We start from the raw sequence: 19,086 nt of genomic DNA, 5'->3' as shown, positions 1-19,086 counted from the left end.
TTCAGCGGAGCTCGTCGCCCTGGGCCGTGGCGTCCGCGTGCCGGGCGAGCAGCCGCGCCCGGATCTCCTCCGGCGTGTACGCGCGGCGGCGCCGCTCGGCGCGGGCGATCACCACCCCGGTGGCCGCCACGCCGGCGAGACCGGCCAGCCCGAGCACCTTCCACCACCGCATCCGTCGCCGCATCGATCTAGGGTAGACGGTTATGAGCGTCAGCCTCGACGAGGCGGTGGAGCTGACCCGCACCGGTGACCTGTGGGTCTTCCGCGGCCGCAGCGTGCCGGACCGGGCCATCCAGCTCACCACCAACAGCCCGGTCAACCATGTCGGCATGGCGGTGGTGCTGGACGACATGCCGCCGCTGATGTGGCACGCGGAGCTGGGCAGGTCCCTGCCGGACCTGTGGTCCGGCGGTCACCAACGCGGTGTGCAGCTGCACGACCTGGCCGAGGCGGTGCGCGTCTGGGCCAACCGCTACGGGCAGCGCGCCTGGCTGCGCCAGCTCGACCCTCCGGCGGACGCCGAGATGGAGAATGCGGTGCTGCGTACGGTCGCCCGGCTCGACGGCACGCCGTTCCCGTCGACCGCGCAGCTGGCCTGGCGGTGGCTGCGTGGCCGGCTGCCGCAGCTGCCCCGGGCCGGCCGTGACCTGCTGCCGCGCGCCGATGGCGGCAGGACGCCCCGACCGGCGACGGTCCCCGACCGGGCGTTGGAGACGGCGTACTGCGCCGAGGTGGTGGCGGTGACCTACGAGGCGATGGGTCTGCTGCCGGCGGGTCGGCGTCCGAACTGGTACGACCCGGGCCGGTTCTGGAGCGGCGACGACCTCGGTCTCTCCGGGGCCGCCCGCCTCGGCGCCGAGATCGAGGTGCGGGTGCCGCCGCGCTGAGGTTTGACGGCTGCGGCGACGGGCAACTGCTTCCGCCGTGAGAGCCTCCACCGATCTCGGTACGCTGAGCGACTTCTTCGACCGGTACGGCGCGGCGCTGACCGCCGGCGACGTGCCGGCCCTCGCCGGCTGCTACGCCCTGCCTGGGCTGGTGGTCGCCGACACGTACAGCTTCTCCTTCAGTTCGCTGGCGGCGGTGGCGCTCTCCTTCGTGGGTGCGGCGCCGGACTACCAGGAGCGGGAACTGATCGCCGCGCACGCGCTCATCGAGGACGTGCAGCCGGTCTCCGCGCTGCTCACCATGGTGGCGGTGGAGTGGGAGTTCCTGGACAGCACCGGCGCGCGGGTGCCGGGCGAGCACTACCGCTACCTGCTGCGCGGCACCGACAGCGGCCCGCTCATCTGTACCGTCGTGCGCACCGGCTGACCGGAGCGCATCCGCCGTCCGGACGGTTGGTCGCTCGCACCGAGCTGCCGTTCCCCTCCCCTCTGAGGCTGACTACGCTGGCGGGTCGGTTCAGGGGAGGGGACACATGCCTGTGCGGCCTGCCGGCGCGCCGGAACCAGGGAACGCGCCCAAGCTGGTGGCATCGGTGCCGTGGGTCGTCGTGCTGCTCGGCGTGCTCACGTTGGCGGTCCTCCTGCTCGTCGCGTCCCTCTCCTTCCGGGTCCGTGAGCCGGAACCGGCCGCGGCCTCGGTGCCTCCGCTGGTGCCACCGGTCTCCCCGGCTGCGACAGCCCCCTCCGCCTCGGTCTCGCCCACGCCGAAGGCGAGCCGCTCCCGCAGCGACGTGCGTCCGTCCCGGAGTGAGCGTCCCCCGGCCACGGTCACGTCGCCGTCCCGAACTTCGTCCGCGCCGCGGTCGAACCAACCGGAGTCGGTCGACGGCGGGGCGTTGACCGCCACCTACCGGGTGCGGGACGCCGATCGCGACGACGTCGCCGCGGAGTTGGTGCTGCGCAACGGCACCGGCCGGGCCGAGCCGTGGCGGGTCGAGCTGACCTTCACCGGCCGGGTCCGGAACCTGCGGGTCGTCGGCGCGCCGGTCTGGGTGGTGCCCCGGGGTGACGGACGGTACGTGCTGCGTGGCGTCGGGCCGCTCGCGCAGGGGCGCAGCGTCGAGTTGGGCCTGCGGTTCAGCCGGGACGACCGCGACGACCAGCTCAGCGGTTGCAGGGTGAACGGCGGCGACTGCGCCCTCGACTGACCCGTTACGCTCCCCCGGGCGACCACCAGAGGGAGAGACATGTCCGGCACGGGTCAGGGCGCACGACACAGACATGGCAGGGCCGTGGCGTCCTCGCCCTGGATCGTGGTCTTCGCCGGGGTGGTGGTCATGGTGGTGCTGCTGGTCATAGTGCTCGGCACCTACCGGGGCCGTTCGGACGCGGAGGTGCCGCGGGGGCTGGAGGTCGGCGCGCCGATGCCGACGCCGCCCTGGCTCTCCGCGTCGCCGACCGGTTCGGCCTCTGCCGACTCGACCGGCGGCACGCGTTCGCCTTCGTCGTCGCCTTCGTCGTCGCCGACGCTCTCGTCGACCCCGTCCGCGCCGGCGTCCCCGCCGAGCCCGTCGTCGGTGCTCCCCGGCTCGCCGTCGGTTCCCGCGAGTCCGCGGGTCTCCACCGCGCCGCCGGCCCCGCCGGCGCCTCCGGCCCAGCCCGAGCTGACCGGCCGGTACCGGGTCACCAGCACCTTCAGCGGCGGCTTCATCGCCGAGGTGCAGGTCAGCAACGAGTCCGGGGCGGGTCAGGAGTGGCAGGTCCGGCTGGGCTTCTCCGGTGGTCGGGTGACCACCGCCTGGGTGGTGAACGCTCCACAGGGGAGACTGCGCGAGAACGACGACATCTACACGTACAGCGGCGGGGCGGATCTCGCGCCGGGCCAGTCGGCGCGCCTCATGTTCCATGTGGAGCGGGCGGAGACCCGTCCCGCCGAGTGCGCCGTCAACGGCGTCACCTGCGGCGGTCTCTGATCCCGCTTGCCGGAAGGGGTCGGTGGCATGCGCCGCCGGCCCCTTTCGCCGTCCTTACGCAAGGCTGCTGCCATGTTCCGGCGGTTCTTGCAAGGTCTTGCAATGCCTTTCGGTGGGGGCTAGCGTGCGGGCCAATCCACGACCAGAGGAAGGCCGTCGATGGAATCCCCGCCACCACCACGCAGGGCCCTGCTCGCCCTCGTCGCCCTGCTCGCCCTCACCCTCGTCGGTACGCCGGTGGTCGTCCGCCAGCTCGGGCCGACCCTCGCCGCCGGGGCGACCCGCGTCGACGAGACCGCCGCCGGAGCGGTGCAGTGGCGCGGCGAGCCCTCCGCCGAGGCCCTCCTCGCCGCCGGGGCCGACGACGCCCGCGCCGAGCAGTTCTACTTCGTGCTGCCGGACCGGTTCGCCAACGGCGACCCGCGCAACGACCAGGGCGGGCTGACGGGCGACCGGCTGCGCACCGGGTACGACCCGAAGGACAAGGGCTTCTACCACGGCGGTGACCTCAAGGGCGTGCTGCGGAAGCTCGACTACATCCAGGGGCTGGGCACCACGGCGATCTGGCTCGCCCCGGTCTTCAAGAACCGTCCGGTGCAGGGCAGCGGAGCCGACGTCTCTGCCGGCTACCACGGCTACTGGATCACCGACTTCACCCAGGTCGACCCGCACTTCGGCACCGACGAGGAGCTGAGGACGCTGGTCCGCCTCGCGCACCAGCGCGGTATCAAGATCTACCTCGACGTCATCGTCAACCACACCGCCGACGTGATCAAGTACGCGGAGGATCGGTACGCCTACGTCGACAAGGCGACCTCCCCGTACGCCGACGCGCAGGGCCGCGCCTTCGAGGACCACAACCACGCCGACGGGAGCCGGGACTTCCCCCCGGTCGACCAGAGCTCCTTCCCGTACACCCCGACCTTCGCCACTCCGGCGGACGCGGCGGCGAAGGTGCCGGCGTGGCTGAACGACACCACCATGTACCACAACCGGGGTGACTCCACCTTCACCGGCGAGAACAGTGAGTACGGCGACTTCTTCGGCCTCGACGACCTCTGGACCGAGCGCCCCGAGGTGGTGCAGGGCCTCACGAAGGTCTACGGCGACTGGATCGGCAAGACCGGTGTGGACGGCTTCCGGCTCGACACCGTCAAGCACGTCAACCTGGACTTCTGGCCGCAGTTCAGCCAGGGCGTCGAGCGGGCCGCCGAACGCGCCGGCAAGAAGGACTTCTTCATGTTCGGCGAGGTGTACAGCGCCGACCCGGAGATCACCTCGGAGTACGTGCGGCGCGGCGGCCTGCCGGCCACCCTCGACTTCGCCTTCCAGGAGGCGGCCCGCGGCTACACCGCCGGCGCCGGCTCCGCGAAGGCGCTCGCCGACGTGTACGCCCGCGACGACCTCTATGCCGCCCGGGACACCGACGCCAACCGGCTGACCACCTTCCTCGGCAACCACGACATGGGTCGGATCGGCTCCTTCATCGCCGCCGGTGGCACCGACCCCGCCACCCACCTGGGCCGCGACCAGCTCGCCCACCAGCTGATGTTCCTCACCCGCGGCCAACCGGTCGTCTACTCCGGCGACGAGCAGGGCTTCACCGGACCGGGCGGGGACAAGGACGCCCGCCAGGACATGTTCGCCTCGGCGACGGCCGACTACCTCGACGACGACCTGCTCGGCACCGACCGCACCCACGCCGACGACCAGTACGAGCCGAACCACCCGCTCTACCGGACCATCGCCGAGCTGGGCGCGCTGCGCCGCACGCATCCGGCCCTGCGCGACGGCGTCCAGGTCACCCGGTACGCGGCCGACGGACCCGGCGTCCTCGCGTTCTCCCGGATCGCCCCGAGCGAGCGCATCGAGTACGTGGTGGCGGTGAACAACGCGGACACCGCGCAGACTGTCACCCTGGACACCTGGTCGGCCGGCGCCACCTTCACCGGCGTCTACGGCGCCTCCGGCACGGCCACGGCGGGCGCGGACGGCAGGCTGACCGTGACCGTTCCGCCGCTCGCCGCGGTGGTGCACCGAGCCGGTACGCCGATCCCGCAGCCCGGCCGTGCGCCGTCGGTCACCATCACCACGCCCGCGCCGGACGAGGCGGTCGCCACCCGGGCCGCCGTCACCGCCCAGGTCACCGGCGACCCGCTGGCCACCGTCACGATCGCCGCCCGGGTGGGCGACGGAAAGTGGACGCTGCTCGGCACCGCCCGGCGGGCGCCGTACACCGTCCACCACGATCTGACCGGGCTGGCCGGTGGAACGCGGCTCGAGTACAAGGCGGTGGTCCGCGACGGGCGGGGCCGCACCGCCACGGCCCGGTCCACCGCCGCCGTGGGCACCCCGGCGCAGGACGCCTCGCGGGACTGGGCGGTGGTGCACTACCAGCGCCCCGCCGGCGGGTACGACGACTGGCGTCTCCACGCCTGGGGCGACATCGACCCGGCGTACGTCACCGAGTGGCCGCAGGGGCAGCCGTTCGCCGGCGAGGACTCCTACGGACGCTTCGCCTGGGTGAAGCTCAAGCCGGGCGCGAGGTCGGTCGGCTTCCTCGTGGTCGACGAGGACGGCAACAAGGACGTCGCCCAGGACCGGACCATCGACGTGACCCGGACCGGCGAGATCTGGGTCAAGCAGGGCGATCCGGCGATCTACCCGACGCGGCAGGCCGCCACCGGTGAACCCGATCCACCGGTGGAGGAGGGCACCGCGGTCATCCACTACCGGCGGGCCGACGGCAACTACGACGGCTGGGGGCTGCACCTCTGGGACGGCGCGGCGCACCCGACCGAGTGGTCCGACCCGATGGAGCCGACCGGCTTCGACGCCTTCGGCGCGCTCTTCCGGGTACCGCTCGCGGCCGGTGCGACCGGACTCAACTACATCCTCCACAAGGGAGACGAGAAGGACCTCCCCGACGACCAGCGGCTCGACCTCACCGGTGCCGGACGGGAGTTCTGGCTGCTCGCCGCCGTTCCGGGCCGGCTGCTGCCGCCGACCTCCACCGCCGGCGGCGGGGAGTTGGACGTCACCAAGCAGCGGGCGCACTGGATCGACAGGTCCACCGTCGCCTGGCAGACCGGGCCCACCGACGGCAAGCGGTACGCCCTGGTGGCCGCCCCGGCCGGCGGCGTGCGGGTGGTCGACGGCGAGCTGGTCGGGACGTACACGACGCTGCCACTCGACGCGCGGCGCAACGGGCTGACCGAGGCCCAGCGGGCGGCGTTCCCGCATTTGTGGGCGTACCGGAGCTTCGCCCTCGACCGCAAGGACCTGGCAAAGGTGCCGGCCGCGCTGCGCGGCCAGCTGCTGGTCACCGAGCGGGACGCCGAAGGGCGGCTGCTCTCGGCCACCGGCGTGCAGCTCCCCGGCGTGCTCGACGACGTGTACGCGCCGGCCACCGAGGCGCGCCTCGGTCCGACGTACGCCGGCCGGACACCGACCCTCTCGGTCTGGGCCCCGACCGCCCGGACGGTGGCGTTGCAGCTCTTCGAGACGCCCACGGCCCAGCCGCGAACGGTGGCGATGAAGCGGGACGACCGCACCGGCGTCTGGTCCGTGCGCGGCGCTCGGGAGTGGACCGGGGAGTTCTACCGCTACCAGGTGCAGGCCTGGCAGCCGGCGACCCAGCAGATGGTCACCGCCTCGGTCACCGACCCGTACTCGGTGGCGCTGGCGCCGGACTCCACGCACAGCCAGCTCGTGGACCTCGCCGATCCGGCGCTCGCCCCGCCCGGCTGGTCCGGGCTGCGCAAGCCGGCGGCCGTGCCGCCGAGCCGGGCGCAGATCTCCGAGCTGTCGGTGCGGGACTTCTCGGTGGCCGACCCGACCGTGCCGGCCGAGCGGCGGGGCACCTTCCTCGCCTTCACCGAACCGTCGAGCAGCGGAATGACGCACCTGCGGGCCCTCGGCGACGCCGGGGTGACCCACCTGCACCTGCTCCCGGCGTTCGACTTCGCCACCATCCCCGAGCGCCGCGCCGACCAGGCGCAGCCCCCCTGCGACCTGGCGGCGCTGCCACCGGACTCGGAGGAGCAGCAGCGCTGCGTCGCGGCGGTGGCCGGCTCCGACGGCTACAACTGGGGGTACGACCCGCTGCACTACACGGTCCCGGAGGGCGGCTACGCCGTCGACCCGGCCGGAGCGGCGCGGACCACCGAGTTCCGCCGGATGGTCGCCGGCGTCAACGGCGCAGGCCTGCGGCTGGTGCTGGACGTGGTCTACAACCACACCTCGGCCGCCGGCGTGGACCCGAAGTCGGTGCTCGACCAGATCGTGCCCGGCTACTACCACCGCTTGCTCGACGACGGCACGATCGCCACCTCCACCTGCTGCGCCAACACCGCCCCGGAGCACGCGATGATGGGCAAGCTGGTGGTGGACTCGGTGGTCACCTGGGCGAAGGCGTACAAGGTGGACGGCTTCCGCTTCGACCTGATGGGCCACCACCCGAAGGCGAACATCCTGGCCGTACGGGCGGCGCTGGACCGGCTGACCCCGGCCCGCGACGGGGTGGACGGCAAGTCCGTCCTGCTCTACGGCGAGGGGTGGAACTTCGGCGAGGTCGCGGACGACGCCCGTTTCGTCCAGGCCACCCAGGCGAACATGGCCGGCACCGGGGTCGGCACCTTCAACGACCGGCTCCGGGACGCGGTGCGCGGCGGCGGCCCGTTCGACGCCAACCCACGGTCGCAGGGCTTCGCGTCCGGCCTCTTCACCGACCCCAACGGCGACCCGGTCAACGGCAGCCCGGACGAGCAGCGCGCCCGGCTGCTGCACCAGCACGACCTGATCAAGGTGGGGCTGACGGGGAACCTGCGTGGTTACCGGTTCACCGACTCGGCGGGGGAGCGGGTCACCGGCGCCGAGGTCGACTACAACGGTGCGCCGGCCGGCTACACGGCGGCACCCGGGGAGGCGGTCACCTACGTCGACGCGCACGACAACGAGATCCTGTACGACGCGCTGGCGTACAAGCTGCCGCAGGGCACCTCGGCCGCGGACCGGTCCCGGATGCAGGTGCTGGCGTTGAGCACGGTGGTGTTCAGCCAGGGCACCGGGTTCGTCACCGCGGGCTCCGAGCGGCTGCGCTCGAAGTCGCTGGACCGCAACTCGTACGACTCGGGTGACTGGTTCAACCAGATCCGCTGGGACTGCGCCCAGGGCAACGGGTTCGGTGCCGGCCTGCCGCCGGCGGCGGACAACCAGGACAAGTGGTCGTACGCCCGACCGCTCCTGGCCGATCCGGCGCTGGTGCCGGACTGCGCGGCGATCGGCGCCACCGACGCCCGCTACGCCGAGCTGCTCCGGATCCGAGCCTCGTCGCCGGTCTTCGGGCTCGCCACTGCGGAGCAGGTCCAGCGGCGGGTGGCGTTCCCGCTCTCCGGCGCCGCGGAGACGCCCGGCGTGCTCACCATGATGCTGGACGGCCGGGGGCTGGATTCGCGTTGGTCGTCGGTGACCGTGGTCTTCAACGCCACCCCGCAGACCGCGACGCAACGGTTGCCCGGACTGCGGGGTGCGGACGTGTCACTGCACCCCGTGCTGCGCGCCTCGGCGGACCCGGCGCTGCGGACCGCATCGTTCGATCGGGCGAGCGGCACGTTCACCGTGCCGGCTCGCAGCGTGACGGTCTTCGTGCAGCGATAGGGCCGGTGTCGAAGTCCCTGGCCGGCCTGCGGCGGGCCCAGACGACGACCGGCGGCCTCGGCGCTTCGTCCGGATACAACACCGGTATCCGAACGAATCCCCGCCTTGCCGGATCGCCGCCTGGACTCCGCCTCGGCTCGCCCGACGACTTTGACACACGCCCTGGTTCGCACGGGTCGGCCCCCCGCCACCTCCGGTGGCAGGGGGCCGAACTTCTCCGTCGCTGTCTCGCTGTCGTGTTGCTCAGTCGAAGCAGTCTTCGACGGTGTTGGCGCAGTTGGTGGGGTCGTTGTCGGAGATGGTCGAGTCGTCGTCGAGCTTGACCTTTCCATCTTCGTTGAAGATGCCGCCGGCGATCCCCTTGTGGTGCTTGTCATCCTTGTCGTTGCCGTTGTCGGCCTTGTTCTTGGTGACCTTGGTGTTGGTCAGGGTCACCTTGCCTTCGTTGTTGTAGATGCCGCCGCCGTTCTTGCCGGCGAAGTTCTCCTTGATCTTGGTGTCGCGCAGGACCAGGGTGGCGCCGAGGTCCTTGTGGTCCTCGCCGTCCTCGTGGTCCTTGTCCTTCCACCAAGAGCCCTCCCAAGAGGTCGGGCCGGCCATGCTGGCGCCGTTCTGCCAGTCCTTGTTGTCCTTGTCCTCGAACGGCTTGCCGTTGAAGATGCCTCCACCGAAGCGGCCCGCGCTGTTCTCGAAGATCTCACTGTCGGTGACGGTGGCGGAGGCGCGATTCTCCTCGTCCCTGTTCTTGTCCTCGTCCTTGCCGTTCCAGGAGTTGCGCTTCTTGTCGTCGTCGCTGCTGACGTTGTAGATGCCGCCGCCGTCCTTGTGGGCCTTGTTCTTCTCGACGACGCTGTTCTTGACCGTCAGGACGGTGTCGACGGCGGCGATGCCACCACCGTTCTCGCCGGCGGTGTTGTTCTTGATGAACGTCCAGCGGACCTCGACGAAGCCGTCGTTGCTGGACAGGCCGCCGCCGTTCTTCTTGGCGGTGTTGCCCTCGATCAGGGTCTTCTCGATCGTGACGGTGCCGGCCTTGTTGTCCTTGCGGTCCTCGTCGTGCTTGTCCTTGCCGGACTCCTCGCCGTGCCAGCCGCCACTGGTGAGGTTCGTGCTGTCGTGCTCGTCCTTCTTCTTGTCGTGCTCGTCCTTCTTCTTGTCGCTGTGGCCGTTGGCGATACCGCCGCCGTCCTTGCCCGCGGTGTTGTTGCTGATGCGGGACTCGGGGCCCTTGCCGTCGCCGGAGCCCTTGACGTCGAGAACTCCGGCGTTGAAGATGGCGCCGCCGTCCTCTCCGGCGTGGTTGTTGTCGAAGGTGCTGCCCTCGGCCTTGACCCGGCCGAAGTTGGCGATGGCGCCGCCGTTGTTCTTGGCGCTGTTGAGGACGAACTTGGCGTTCACCAGGTGGGCCTCGCCACCGCGTTCGACCAGCAGGCCACCGCCGTCGCCCTCGTGCTCCTTGCCGTCCTCGTCGTGCTTGTCCTTGTCCTCGTCGTGCTTGTCCTTGCCCTCCCACTCCTTCTTGTCCTTGCCGTCCCACTCCTTCTTGTCCTCGGCCGGCTTGGTGGACGTGGCGGCCGGAGCCGCAGCCTCGGCCGGAGCCGCAGCCTCGGCCGGAGCCGCAGCCTCGGCCGGAGCCGCAGCCTCGGCCGGAGCCGCAGCGGGAGCGGCGGGCGCCTTCACGGCCGCAGCCGGTGCCGCAGCCTCGACCGCGGCCGGAGCCGCAGCCTCGACCGCGGCCGGAGCCGCAACCTCGGCCGGAGCCGCAGCGGGAGCGGGAGCGGCGGGCGCCTTGACGGCCGCAGCCGGTGCCGCAGCCTCGACCGCGGCCTCGACCGCAGCCGGAGCGGCAGCCTTGGCGGGTGCGGCGGCCGGTGCCGCGGCCTGGGCCGGAACGGCAGCCTTGGCCGGTGCGGCGGCCGGTGCCGCGGCCTCGACCGCAGCCGGAGCGGCAGCCTTGGCCGGTGCGGCAGCCTTGGCCGGAGCGGCCGCCGGAGCCGCGGCCTGGGCCGGAGCGGCAGCCTTGGCCGGAGCCGCGGCGGGAGCGGCGGGCGCGGCCGGAGCCCCACCCCAGTTCCCGGACTGGTCGCCGGGAACCCACTTCTTCGGCGGCTCCTTGTCCTTGTCGTGCTTGTCCTTGTCCTTGTCGTCCTTGCGGTCTTCGCCGGCGGCGCCGTTGCGGACCGTGACGTCCTTCAGGGTCAGGTTGCCGCCGTCGGCGACCCGGAAGATCCGGAAGCCTTCCTCGGCCTCCCGCTTGATCGTCGAGCCGTTGCCCTCGATGGTGATGTCCTGCTTGATCGTCGGCAGGCCCGCCTCGGACTTCTTGTCGTTCTTGTCGAGTTCGTAGGTGCAGTCCTTGGCCAGCTTCAGCGTCCCGCCGTCGTCACGGTTGGCGAGGTCGAGGGCCTCGATGAGGTCATCGTCGTCGCACTTCACCTCCCGTACCTCGTCGCGGTCGTCCTTGTCCCTGCCCTTGTCGTCCTTGTCCTTGTCGTCCTTGGCCTTGTCCTGGCCGTCGTCGCTCAGCTGGGACGTCGACCACTTGACGTCGGCCAGTCGGTGCGCGCCGGTCACCCCGGTGGTGGCGTACGCGACGCCGGTGAGGCCGACCGCTCCCGCGAGGCCCGCAACGCCTGTGACGAGCCAGAGCCGGCGCCGGCGGAACGGCGAGTTCTTCTCGCCGGTCGCGTCATCGTTCTTGCGAAGGTGGTTGGACATCGGAGCTCTCTGCCCTCTCCTTGTACCCAGACAAGGTCGCTTCGCCATGGCGAGGCGGCCTTCGCTACAAATCGGTTGTAGCTGCTGAATAAGACCGTATGGGAGAGTTGTTCACGATGCGGGCGAACCTGAGATAAGCCCACATTCGGTATGCGCAGCGCGGACGGCACCAGTCGGGACGTCCAAGCCCTGCTCGGCATGACTGGTGCTCGGAACGCGCCGGTAGCGAAAAGCTCCTGGATGCCGCCAGGGCGTGGCCGGTGGCGGAAAGCTCGTGGCGGATACCCCGGAGGGGCAAGGGTGATGGTCGGGCACGCTCGTCGTAGTGCCGGGCAGATGGCATCTCGCGGGTCGAGCGGACCGCCGGCCGGGCAGGTCGGGCGTGGAAGGGGCGGGATCAGGCCACTACGCCAACGGGCCCCACCGCCGGCGTCGTAACGACGAGATGCGTCGCAGACGTCGGCGGGGGGCCCGCTGTGGTCGTAGGTGCGGGGTCAGCTCGGCAGGCGCGGACCCGCCTCCCGCTGCTCGGCCAGCCAGGTCTCCACCTCGTCGGCCGCCCGGGGCAGGCCCGCCGACAGGTTCACCGCGCCGGACGCCGTGACCAGTACGTCGTCCTCGATGCGGATGCCGATGCCGCGCAGCTCCTCGGGGACCAGCTCGTCCTCGGGCTGGAAGTAGAGCCCCGGCTCCACGGTGAGCACGTAGCCCTCGTCGAGCGTGCCCTCGCGGTACTTCTCCTTCGAGGCGTTGGAGCAGTCGTGCACGTCGATGCCGAGCATGTGCCCGAAGCCGTGCAGCGTCCAGCGCCGGTAGACCGTCGAGTTCTCGTCCATCGCCTCGTCCACGCTCACCGGCAGCAGGCCCAGGTCGGCCAGGCCCTCGGCGAGCACCCGCATGCACGTCCGGTGGACCTCGCGGAACTCAACCCCCGGCTTGATGAAGTCGATGCCGGCCTGCTGCGAGGCGTGGACGATGTCGTAGACCTGGCGCTGCAGCGCCGTGAACCGGCCGTTGACCGGGAGCACCCGGGTGACGTCGGCGGTGTAGAGGTTGCGGTTCTCCACGCCCATGTCCATCAGCAGCAGGTCACCCGGGCGGGTGGTGCCGTGGTTGTGCACCCAGTGCAGGGTCGTGGCGTGCTCCCCGGCGCCGACGATCGAGCCGTAGCCGACGTCGTTGCCGTCGTGCCGGGCGCGCAGCGCGAAGACACCCTCCAGCAGCCGCTCGGAGACCCCCCGGTCGGCCGGGAGCACCCGCGCGACGTCCTCGAAGCCCCGTACGGTGGCGTCGATCGCCTCCTGGAGCTGGGCGATCTCCCACTCGTCCTTGACCAGCTTCAGCTCGGAGATCGCGATCGCCAGCTCGCGGTCGCGGGCCGGCTGACCGTCGGCGCGCGGGCCGTCGTAGGGGCGCACGGCCGCGTCGACCCGGGGGTCGAAGCCGCGCAGCACCCGGGTACGCCGGGGCGCCAGGTCGGCGAGGGTCACGTCGAGCTCGGCGAGGTCGGCGGTCGGCAGACCCAGCTCGGTCGACTTCTCCGCCAGCGTCGGCCGGCGGCCCACCCACAGCTCACCGTGACGGCTGCGGAAGAACTCGTCGTTCTGCCGGGACGAGCGGGGGCGCATGTACAGCGTCGCGTCGTGCCCCGAGCCGTTCGGCCGCATCACCAGCACACTGTCCGGTTCGAGATCGCCGGTCAGGTAGGCGAAGTCGCTGCCCGGGCGGAACGGGTAGGCCGTGTCGTTGGCGCGTACCTTCTCGTTCCCGGTGGGGACCACCAGGGTCTCGCCGGGGAAGGCCGCGGAGAGGGCGGCTCGGCGCGCGGCGTGGTTGGCCGACGCCGGGAGGGCGGAGACCGCCAGCTCGCTGTCCCGCCAGCCCTGCCGCATGAAGGACAGAAACGCCTCAGGGAAGGCCGGATCGTGTGATTCGGTACCGTCCGTCGGCTTACCGGCGGCGCGCTCCTCGGTCATGCTGCGGTTCCTCTCGCGTCGATGCTGGTGCCGACGGTACCTGCGCGTCGGGGCCCTCGTGAACCCGCGGGCAGGGGCGCCCGCCCGGGCCGTCGCGGCGCCGGGCCGCGGCCGTCCGGATCGCCGGACGGCCGCGACGGCCGTTCGCCGCGCGTGAAAAGATGGCGACCATGTGCGGACTCCTGGCCTTCTTCAGCGCGCGCGGTGACGCCGGCGCGCACCGCGACCACATTGCCGGCGCGTTGGAGTGCCTGCACCACCGCGGCCCCGACGAGACAGGGGTCGAGCTGGTGGGCGACGCGTCCGGCCGGTACGCCGACGCGGTCTTCGCGCACAAGCGCCTGGCGATCATCGATGTGGCGTCCAGCCACGAGCCGCTGCCGTACGCGAACGGCCGCTACCTGCTGACCTTCAACGGTGAGATCTACAACTACATCGAGCTCCGCGAGGAGCTGGTGCGGGACTTCGGGGCGCAGTTCGCCACGGCCGGTGACGGCGAGGTGATCGTGGCCGGCTACCACTACTGGGGCGAGCAGGTGCTCACCCGGCTGCGCGGCATGTTCGCCTTCGTCATCTGGGACCGGCAGGAGCGCAAGGCGTTCGGCGGTCGCGACTACTTCGGGATCAAGCCGCTGCACTTCCTGGAGACGGCGGACGGGCTCTACCTCGCCTCGGAGAAGAAGGCGCTGCTGCCCTTCGCGCACTCGAACTACGAGGGCGACGCGGGCGTCGACGCGGCCAACCTCAGCCACTACCTGACCCTCCAGTACGTTCCCGAGCCCGGGACGCTGCACAAGGGGATCCACCGGGTCGGGTCGGGGGAGTACCTCACCTGGACCCCGGGTGGCCGGATCGAGGTGCGCCGCTGGTACCGGCCGGTGTTCCGGCCCGCCCCGGTGCCCGACGAGCAGAAGCTCTTCCACGAGATCCGGGAGACGCTGCGGGAGAGCGTCCGGATGCACATGCGCTCGGACGTGCCGGTCGGCTCGTTCCTCTCCAGCGGCATCGACTCCACGGCGGTCGTGGCGCTGGCCCGGGAGTTCAACCCGAACATCCTCACCTTCACGGTCGGCTACGACGTGCCCGGGTACTCGGAGATCGACGTCGCCCAGGAGTCGGCGCGGCACCTCGACGTCACGACGATCCCGACCAAGATCGGGCCGCAGGACATGATCGAGGCGCTGCCGAAGATCGTCTGGCACCTCGACGACCCGGTCGCCGATCCGGCCCTGGTACCGCTCTACTTCGTGGCGAAGAAGGCCGCCGAGCACGTCACCGTGGTGCTCTCCGGTGAGGGCGCGGACGAGTTCTTCGGCGGTTACACGATCTACCGGGAGCCGCTCTCGCTCAGCTCGGTCAACGGCCTGCCGGGCGGGGTGCAGAAGGGGCTGCGGGCGGTCTCCAAGGCCATCCCGCAGGGGGTGAAGGGTAAGAGCTTCCTCGAGCGCGGCACCACCCCGCTGGAGGAGCGTTACTACGGCAACGCCCGGATGTTCACCGAGGAGGAGAAGCAGCATCTGCTGCGCCGGTACGACCCCTCGGTGCGCTACACCGACGTCACCGCGCCGATCTACGCCGAGAGCACCGAGCTCGACGACGTCACCCGGATGCAGTACATCGACCTCTACACCTGGCTGCGCGGCGACATCCTGGTGAAGGCCGACCGGATCTCGATGGCGCACTCGCTCGAGGTGCGGGTGCCCTTCCTCGACCGTGCGGTCTTCGACGTGGCGGCGAAGATCCCGGTGGACCTGAAGCTGCCGCCGCGCTCCGACGCCACGAAGTACGCGATGCGCCAGGCGTTGCAGGGCGTGGTGCCGCCGGCGATCGTCAACCGGAAGAAGCTGGGCTTCCCGACCCCGACGCGGGTCTGGCTGCGCGGCGAGATGTACGAGTGGGCGCGGCACGTGCTCTCCACCTCGGGCGCCGGTGACCTGCTCGACCTGTCGTACGCGCTGCGGCTGCTCGACGAGCACAAGCGGGAGGTGGCGGACCACTCCCGCAAGGTGTGGACCGTGTTGATCTTCTGCATCTGGCATGCCATCTTCGTGGCGAAGACCCTCGACCCGGGCATCCAGCGCAACCAGTCGGCGCTGCTCACGAAGCCCGTGGTCGGTTCGATGGTGCGCTGACCGGCCGCGTTCACCACGACAGTCGAGAGGTTCGGGTCCCTGCGGACTCGAACCTCTCGACCGTCCACGGTCGGATCACGCCGGTCAGAGCAGCTTCTCCAGGGTGATCGGCAGCTCGTACATGCGGCGACCGGTCGCGTGGTGCACGGCGTTGGCGATGGCGGCGGCGGCGCCCACCACGCCGATCTCGCCGACTCCCTTGATCCCGATCGGGTTCACCACGTCGTCGTGCTGCTCGATGGTGTCCACCACCACGTCCGGCGCGTCCGCGTTCACCGGCACCAGGTAGTCGGCGAGGCTGGAGTTGGCCCAGCGCCCGAGCCGCGGGTCCATCCGGGTGGCCTCGAGCAGCGCCTGCCCCAGCCCCCAGAGCATCCCGCCCATGAGCTGGCTGTGCGCCAGCTTGCGGTTGAGCACCCGCCCCGGTGCGAAGACACCGACCATCCGTCGGACGCGGACCACGCCCAGCTCCGCATCCACCACCACCTCGGCCATCTGCGCTCCGAAGGTGTGGATGCCGTACCCGGCGTCCTGCGGGGGCGGGTTCCAGGTGCCGAGCACCTCCACGTCCGGGGTCATCGTGCGGTGCAGCAGGTCGGCGTAGGTCTCGCCGACGTCGGGGCGGTCGGAGAGCACCATCTTGCCGTCGCGCACCTGCACTCTGGCCGGATCCGCGCCGTGCAGCGGCGAGTGGTCGTCGGCGACCGCGCGGCGGATCAGCTGGTCGCGCAGCTCGCAGACCGTCACGTGGACGGCGGAGCCGACCGCGCTGGTGCCGGCCGAGCCCACGGCGGCGGTGATGTTCGGCAGGTCGCTGCTGCCGCCCACGAACCGCACCCGCTCGGGCGGGAGGCCCAGCGCGTCCGCGGCGACCTGGGTCATCGCGGTGAAGACTCCGGTGCCGAACTCCGAGACGCCCGCCTCGACCACGGCCGTGCCGTCGTTGTAGAGCCGGGCCTTGGCGCGCTGCGGGTTGACCGGCTGGGTCACCGGGTAGAGCGCGCTGGCCATGCCCGTGCCGACCAGCCACTGCCCCTCCCGCCGGGACCTGGGCTGCGGGTCCCGGTCGTGCCATCCGAAGAGCTCGGCCGCCCGCTGGTAGCACTCCCGTAGCCCGCTGCTGGACCACGGGTTCCCGCTCGACGGGTCGGTGTCGGAGACGTTGCGCATCCGCAGCTCCAGCGGGTCGACTCCGACCCGTTCCGCCAGTTCGTCCATCGCGCACTCGAGCGCGAACATGCCGCTCGCCTCGCCGGGCGCGCGCATGAAGGTGGGGGTGATGGTGTTGCCGCGGACGAGGTGGTAGACGCCCTCGTAGTTCGGGTTGGTGTACGCCACCGCCGCGCTCTGCAACGACGGCTCGGCCCAGTCGTCGAAGCGCGAGGTCAGCGAGTACTTGTGGTGCCGCAGCGCGCTGATCCGCCCGTCGGCTGCCGCGCCGATGGTGATCTGCTGCTCCTGCTCCTCGCGGTGCCCGCAGGAGGTGAACATCTGCTCCCGGGTGAGCGCCAGCCGGACCGGGCGGCCCACGTGCCGGGCGGCGAGCGCCACGAGGGTCGGGTGGTGCCAGACCATCGCCTTCGAGCCGAAGCTGCCGCCCACGGCGTGGCTGACCACCCGGATCGAGATCGGTGGCAGGCCGAGCAGTTCGGCGACGGTGAGCTGGACGGAGTTCGGCCCCTGGGTGGAGTCGTAGATGGTCAGCCGGTCGACGTCGTCCCAGACCGCGGTGCTCGCCGACGGCTCGATCGGGTTGTGGTGGTTGGGCGCGAAGCGGTAGGTCGCCTGCACGCACACCTCCGCCGCGGCGAGCGCCTTCGCGACGTCGCCGCGGGAGTTCTGCCCCGGCAGCAGGCCGCCGAAGATCCGTTCCGGCACGTAGGCCCGGTCGCGGTCCTGGTCGAGCAGGGTGGTCGCCGGGGTGGTCTCGTACTCGACCCGGATCAGCGTGGCGGCGTGGTCGGCGCGTTCGATGGTGTCGGCGACCACGACGGCGATCGGTTGGCCGCCGTAGTGGATGCTCTCGTCCTGCATCGGGAAGAAGCTCTGCCCGGGTGCCGCCAACCCCGCGAGGGAGGGGAGCAGGCGCGGCACGGTGGCGACCCGGCCCATGTTGCGGTGGGTGAGCACGGCCAGCACGCCCGCCGCCCGCTCCGCCTCGCTGGTGTCGATCGCGCTGATCCGGCCGCTGGCGATCTTCGAGTTCACCACCACGGCGTGCGTCAGGTTGGTCACCTGGACCTCGGCCGAGTACCGCGACTCGCCGCGTACCTTGAAGCGGCCGTCCACCCGGTTGAGGGTGGCGCCGATAGCCGGGCTCATGCCGATCCCTCCCGCTGCGTCATCTCCGTCAGGGCGCGCACGATGGTGCGCTTGGCAAGCTCGATCTTGAAGGCGTTCATTCCGTGCGGCACCGCCGTCGCCAGCTCCGCCTCGGCCGCGCGCGTGAAGGAGTCGGTGGTGGCCGGCGCACCGTCGAGCGCCGCCTCGGCGGCGCGTGCCCGCCACGGCTTGGTGGCCACCCCGCCCAGGGCGAGCCGGATCTCCGTGATCCGGCCGTCGACGACCGACATGGCGACCGCGACCGCCGCGAGCGCGAACTCGTACGACTCCCGGTCGCGGATCTTGATGTACCGGGAGTGGGCCGCGACGGGCAGCGGTGGCAGGTCGATGCCGGTCACCAGCTCGCCGTGGCTGAGGGGGTGTTCCCGCTCCGGGGTCTTGCCCGGCAGCAGGTAGAAGTCGTCGATCGGGATGCTGCGCTGCCCGGCCGGACTCTCGGTCTGCACCACCGCGTCGAGCGCCATCAGGGCGACTCCGAGGTCGGACGGGTGGGTGGCGATGCAGCACTCGCTGGTGCCGAGCACCGCGTGGCCCCGGTTGACCCCTTCCATGGCGCTGCACCCGGTGCCGGGGGAGCGTTTGTTGCAGGCCACCTCGGTGTCCCGGAAGTAGGTGCAGCGGGTCCGTTGCATGAGGTTGCCGGCGACGCTCGCCATGTGCCGTAGCTGCGGTGAGGCGCCCAGCACCAGTGACTCGCTCACCATCGGGTAGCGCCGGCGCACCGTGGGGTGCTCGGCCACGTCGCTCATCCGGGCCAGCCCGCCGAGTCGCAGGCCGCCGCCGGGCAGCTCCTCGACCTGCTTCAGCGGCAGGTCGTTGATGTCGACGAGGCGGCGGGGCTGCTCGACGTAGATGCGGAGCAGGTCGACCTGGTTGGTGCCGCCGGCCAGGAAGGCGCTCGTGGGGTCGGCGGCGACGGTGCCGATGGCGGTTCCGACGTCCGAGACGCGGGAGTAGCTAATGGGCCGCACGATCGCCTCCCTGCTCGTCCCGGACCCGCCGGATCGCGGCCCGGATGTGCGGGTACGCGGCGCAGCGGCAGAGGTTGCCGCTCATCCACTCCTTGATCTCGTCGTCGTCGCCGGCGTGCCCCTCGGTGAGCAACGCGACGGCGGACATGATCTGGCCGGGGGTGCAGTAGCCGCACTGGAAGGCGTCCAGGTCCAGGAACGCCTCCTGCATCGGGTGCAGCGCGTCGCCGTCGGCCAACCCCTCGATGGTGGTGATCTCGCGGTTCTCGCAGCTGATCGCGAGCGTCAGGCAGGCCAGGACCCGGCGCCGGTCCACCCAGACGGTGCAGGCTCCGCACGCGCCCTGATTGCAGCCCTTCTTGGTGCCGTGCAGGTCGAGCCGGTCCCGGAGCGCGTCGAGCAGGCTGACCCGGGGCTCGATCGACATC

General features: G+C 71.5%; 12 protein-coding genes. 6 read left to right on the top strand and 6 right to left on the bottom strand.

The features are described from left to right. Window position 1: 1 nt before the first annotated feature. Complete coding sequence (locus tag D7044_RS06350; protein WP_120688286.1) at window positions 2-184, bottom strand: hypothetical protein; 183 nt, start codon at window positions 182-184, stop codon at window positions 2-4. A gap of 19 nt (window positions 185-203) precedes the next feature. Here D7044_RS06350 and D7044_RS06345 point away from each other — a divergent pair, with 19 nt between their 5' ends. The 5 genes from D7044_RS06345 to pulA all read left to right on the top strand — a co-directional run bounded on the left by D7044_RS06345 (window position 204) and on the right by pulA (window position 8,518). After that, the gene (locus tag D7044_RS06345) at window positions 204-887 is read left to right on the top strand and encodes a hypothetical protein (protein ID WP_120683282.1); all 684 of its coding nucleotides are present in this window, start codon (window positions 204-206) and stop codon (window positions 885-887) included. 37 nt (window positions 888-924) lie between these two features. Next, on the top strand, window positions 925-1,314 hold the full coding sequence (locus tag D7044_RS06340) for a hypothetical protein (protein WP_120688285.1): 390 nt from the start codon (window positions 925-927) through the stop codon (window positions 1,312-1,314). Window positions 1,315-1,420: 106 nt separating this feature from the next. Beyond that, the gene (locus tag D7044_RS06335; protein WP_147434598.1) at window positions 1,421-2,095 is read left to right on the top strand and encodes a hypothetical protein; all 675 of its coding nucleotides are present in this window, start codon (window positions 1,421-1,423) and stop codon (window positions 2,093-2,095) included. Between the two features lie 84 nt (window positions 2,096-2,179). Continuing rightward, window positions 2,180-2,860, top strand: coding sequence for a cellulose binding domain-containing protein (locus tag D7044_RS32095; protein ID WP_147434597.1), 681 nt, complete (start codon window positions 2,180-2,182; stop codon window positions 2,858-2,860). 159 nt (window positions 2,861-3,019) lie between these two features. Continuing rightward, complete coding sequence (gene pulA, locus D7044_RS06320) at window positions 3,020-8,518, top strand: pullulanase-type alpha-1,6-glucosidase (RefSeq protein ID WP_120688283.1); 5,499 nt, start codon at window positions 3,020-3,022, stop codon at window positions 8,516-8,518. Window positions 8,519-8,761: 243 nt separating this feature from the next. Here pulA and D7044_RS32570 read toward each other — a convergent pair whose 3' ends face one another. Further along, window positions 8,762-11,284: a hypothetical protein gene (locus D7044_RS32570; protein WP_147434596.1), complete on the bottom strand. Its 2,523-nt coding sequence runs from the start codon at window positions 11,282-11,284 to the stop codon at window positions 8,762-8,764. Between the two features lie 446 nt (window positions 11,285-11,730). Next, window positions 11,731-13,212 carry an aminopeptidase P family protein gene (locus D7044_RS06310; RefSeq protein WP_120688281.1) on the bottom strand — a complete coding sequence of 494 codons (1,482 nt, stop codon included), beginning with the start codon at window positions 13,210-13,212 and terminating at the stop codon, window positions 11,731-11,733. Window positions 13,213-13,382: 170 nt separating this feature from the next. Between D7044_RS06310 and asnB the strand changes: the two genes are divergently transcribed. Beyond that, complete coding sequence (gene asnB, locus D7044_RS06305) at window positions 13,383-15,344, top strand: asparagine synthase (glutamine-hydrolyzing) (protein ID WP_120683468.1); 1,962 nt, start codon at window positions 13,383-13,385, stop codon at window positions 15,342-15,344. Between the two features lie 84 nt (window positions 15,345-15,428). Here the strand turns inward: asnB and D7044_RS06300 are convergent, their stop codons facing one another. Genes D7044_RS06300 through D7044_RS06290 form a run of 3 tightly spaced genes read right to left on the bottom strand, consistent with a single transcriptional unit; the run spans window position 15,429 to window position 19,085 of the window. Continuing rightward, window positions 15,429-17,666, bottom strand: a complete 2,238-nt coding sequence (locus D7044_RS06300; protein WP_120688280.1) for a xanthine dehydrogenase family protein molybdopterin-binding subunit — start codon at window positions 17,664-17,666, stop codon at window positions 15,429-15,431. Next, window positions 17,663-18,658: an FAD binding domain-containing protein gene (locus tag D7044_RS06295; protein ID WP_120688279.1), complete on the bottom strand. Its 996-nt coding sequence runs from the start codon at window positions 18,656-18,658 to the stop codon at window positions 17,663-17,665. The genes D7044_RS06300 and D7044_RS06295 overlap by 4 nt, the downstream gene beginning before the upstream one ends. Next, on the bottom strand, window positions 18,645-19,085 hold the full coding sequence (locus D7044_RS06290) for a (2Fe-2S)-binding protein (protein WP_233563561.1): 441 nt from the start codon (window positions 19,083-19,085) through the stop codon (window positions 18,645-18,647). Before D7044_RS06290 ends, D7044_RS06295 begins: the two co-directional genes overlap by 14 nt. Between the last annotated feature and the right edge of the window lies 1 nt (window position 19,086).

Source organism: Micromonospora musae (assembly GCF_003626635.1).
Classification (GTDB): Bacteria; Actinomycetota; Actinomycetes; order Mycobacteriales; family Micromonosporaceae; genus Micromonospora; species Micromonospora musae.
This window is presented reverse-complemented; position numbering and strand designations above follow the sequence as displayed.

Bases quoted from the DNA above. Each gene is read 5' to 3' on its own strand.
- D7044_RS06290 (WP_233563561.1), bottom strand. From the start codon at position 19,085: ATGTCGATCGAGCCCCGGGTCAGCCTGCTCGACGCGCTCCGGGACCGG.
- D7044_RS32570 (WP_147434596.1), bottom strand. From the start codon at position 11,284: ATGGCGAAGCGACCTTGTCTGGGTACAAGGAGAGGGCAGAGAGCTCCG.
- D7044_RS06300 (WP_120688280.1), bottom strand. From the start codon at position 17,666: ATGAGCCCGGCTATCGGCGCCACCCTCAACCGGGTGGACGGCCGCTTC.
- D7044_RS06350 (WP_120688286.1), bottom strand. From the start codon at position 184: ATGCGGCGACGGATGCGGTGGTGGAAGGTGCTCGGGCTGGCCGGTCTC.
- pulA (WP_120688283.1), top strand. From the start codon at position 3,020: ATGGAATCCCCGCCACCACCACGCAGGGCCCTGCTCGCCCTCGTCGCC.
- D7044_RS06335 (WP_147434598.1), top strand. From the start codon at position 1,421: ATGCCTGTGCGGCCTGCCGGCGCGCCGGAACCAGGGAACGCGCCCAAG.
- D7044_RS06345 (WP_120683282.1), top strand. From the start codon at position 204: ATGAGCGTCAGCCTCGACGAGGCGGTGGAGCTGACCCGCACCGGTGAC.
- D7044_RS06310 (WP_120688281.1), bottom strand. From the start codon at position 13,212: ATGACCGAGGAGCGCGCCGCCGGTAAGCCGACGGACGGTACCGAATCA.
- asnB (WP_120683468.1), top strand. From the start codon at position 13,383: ATGTGCGGACTCCTGGCCTTCTTCAGCGCGCGCGGTGACGCCGGCGCG.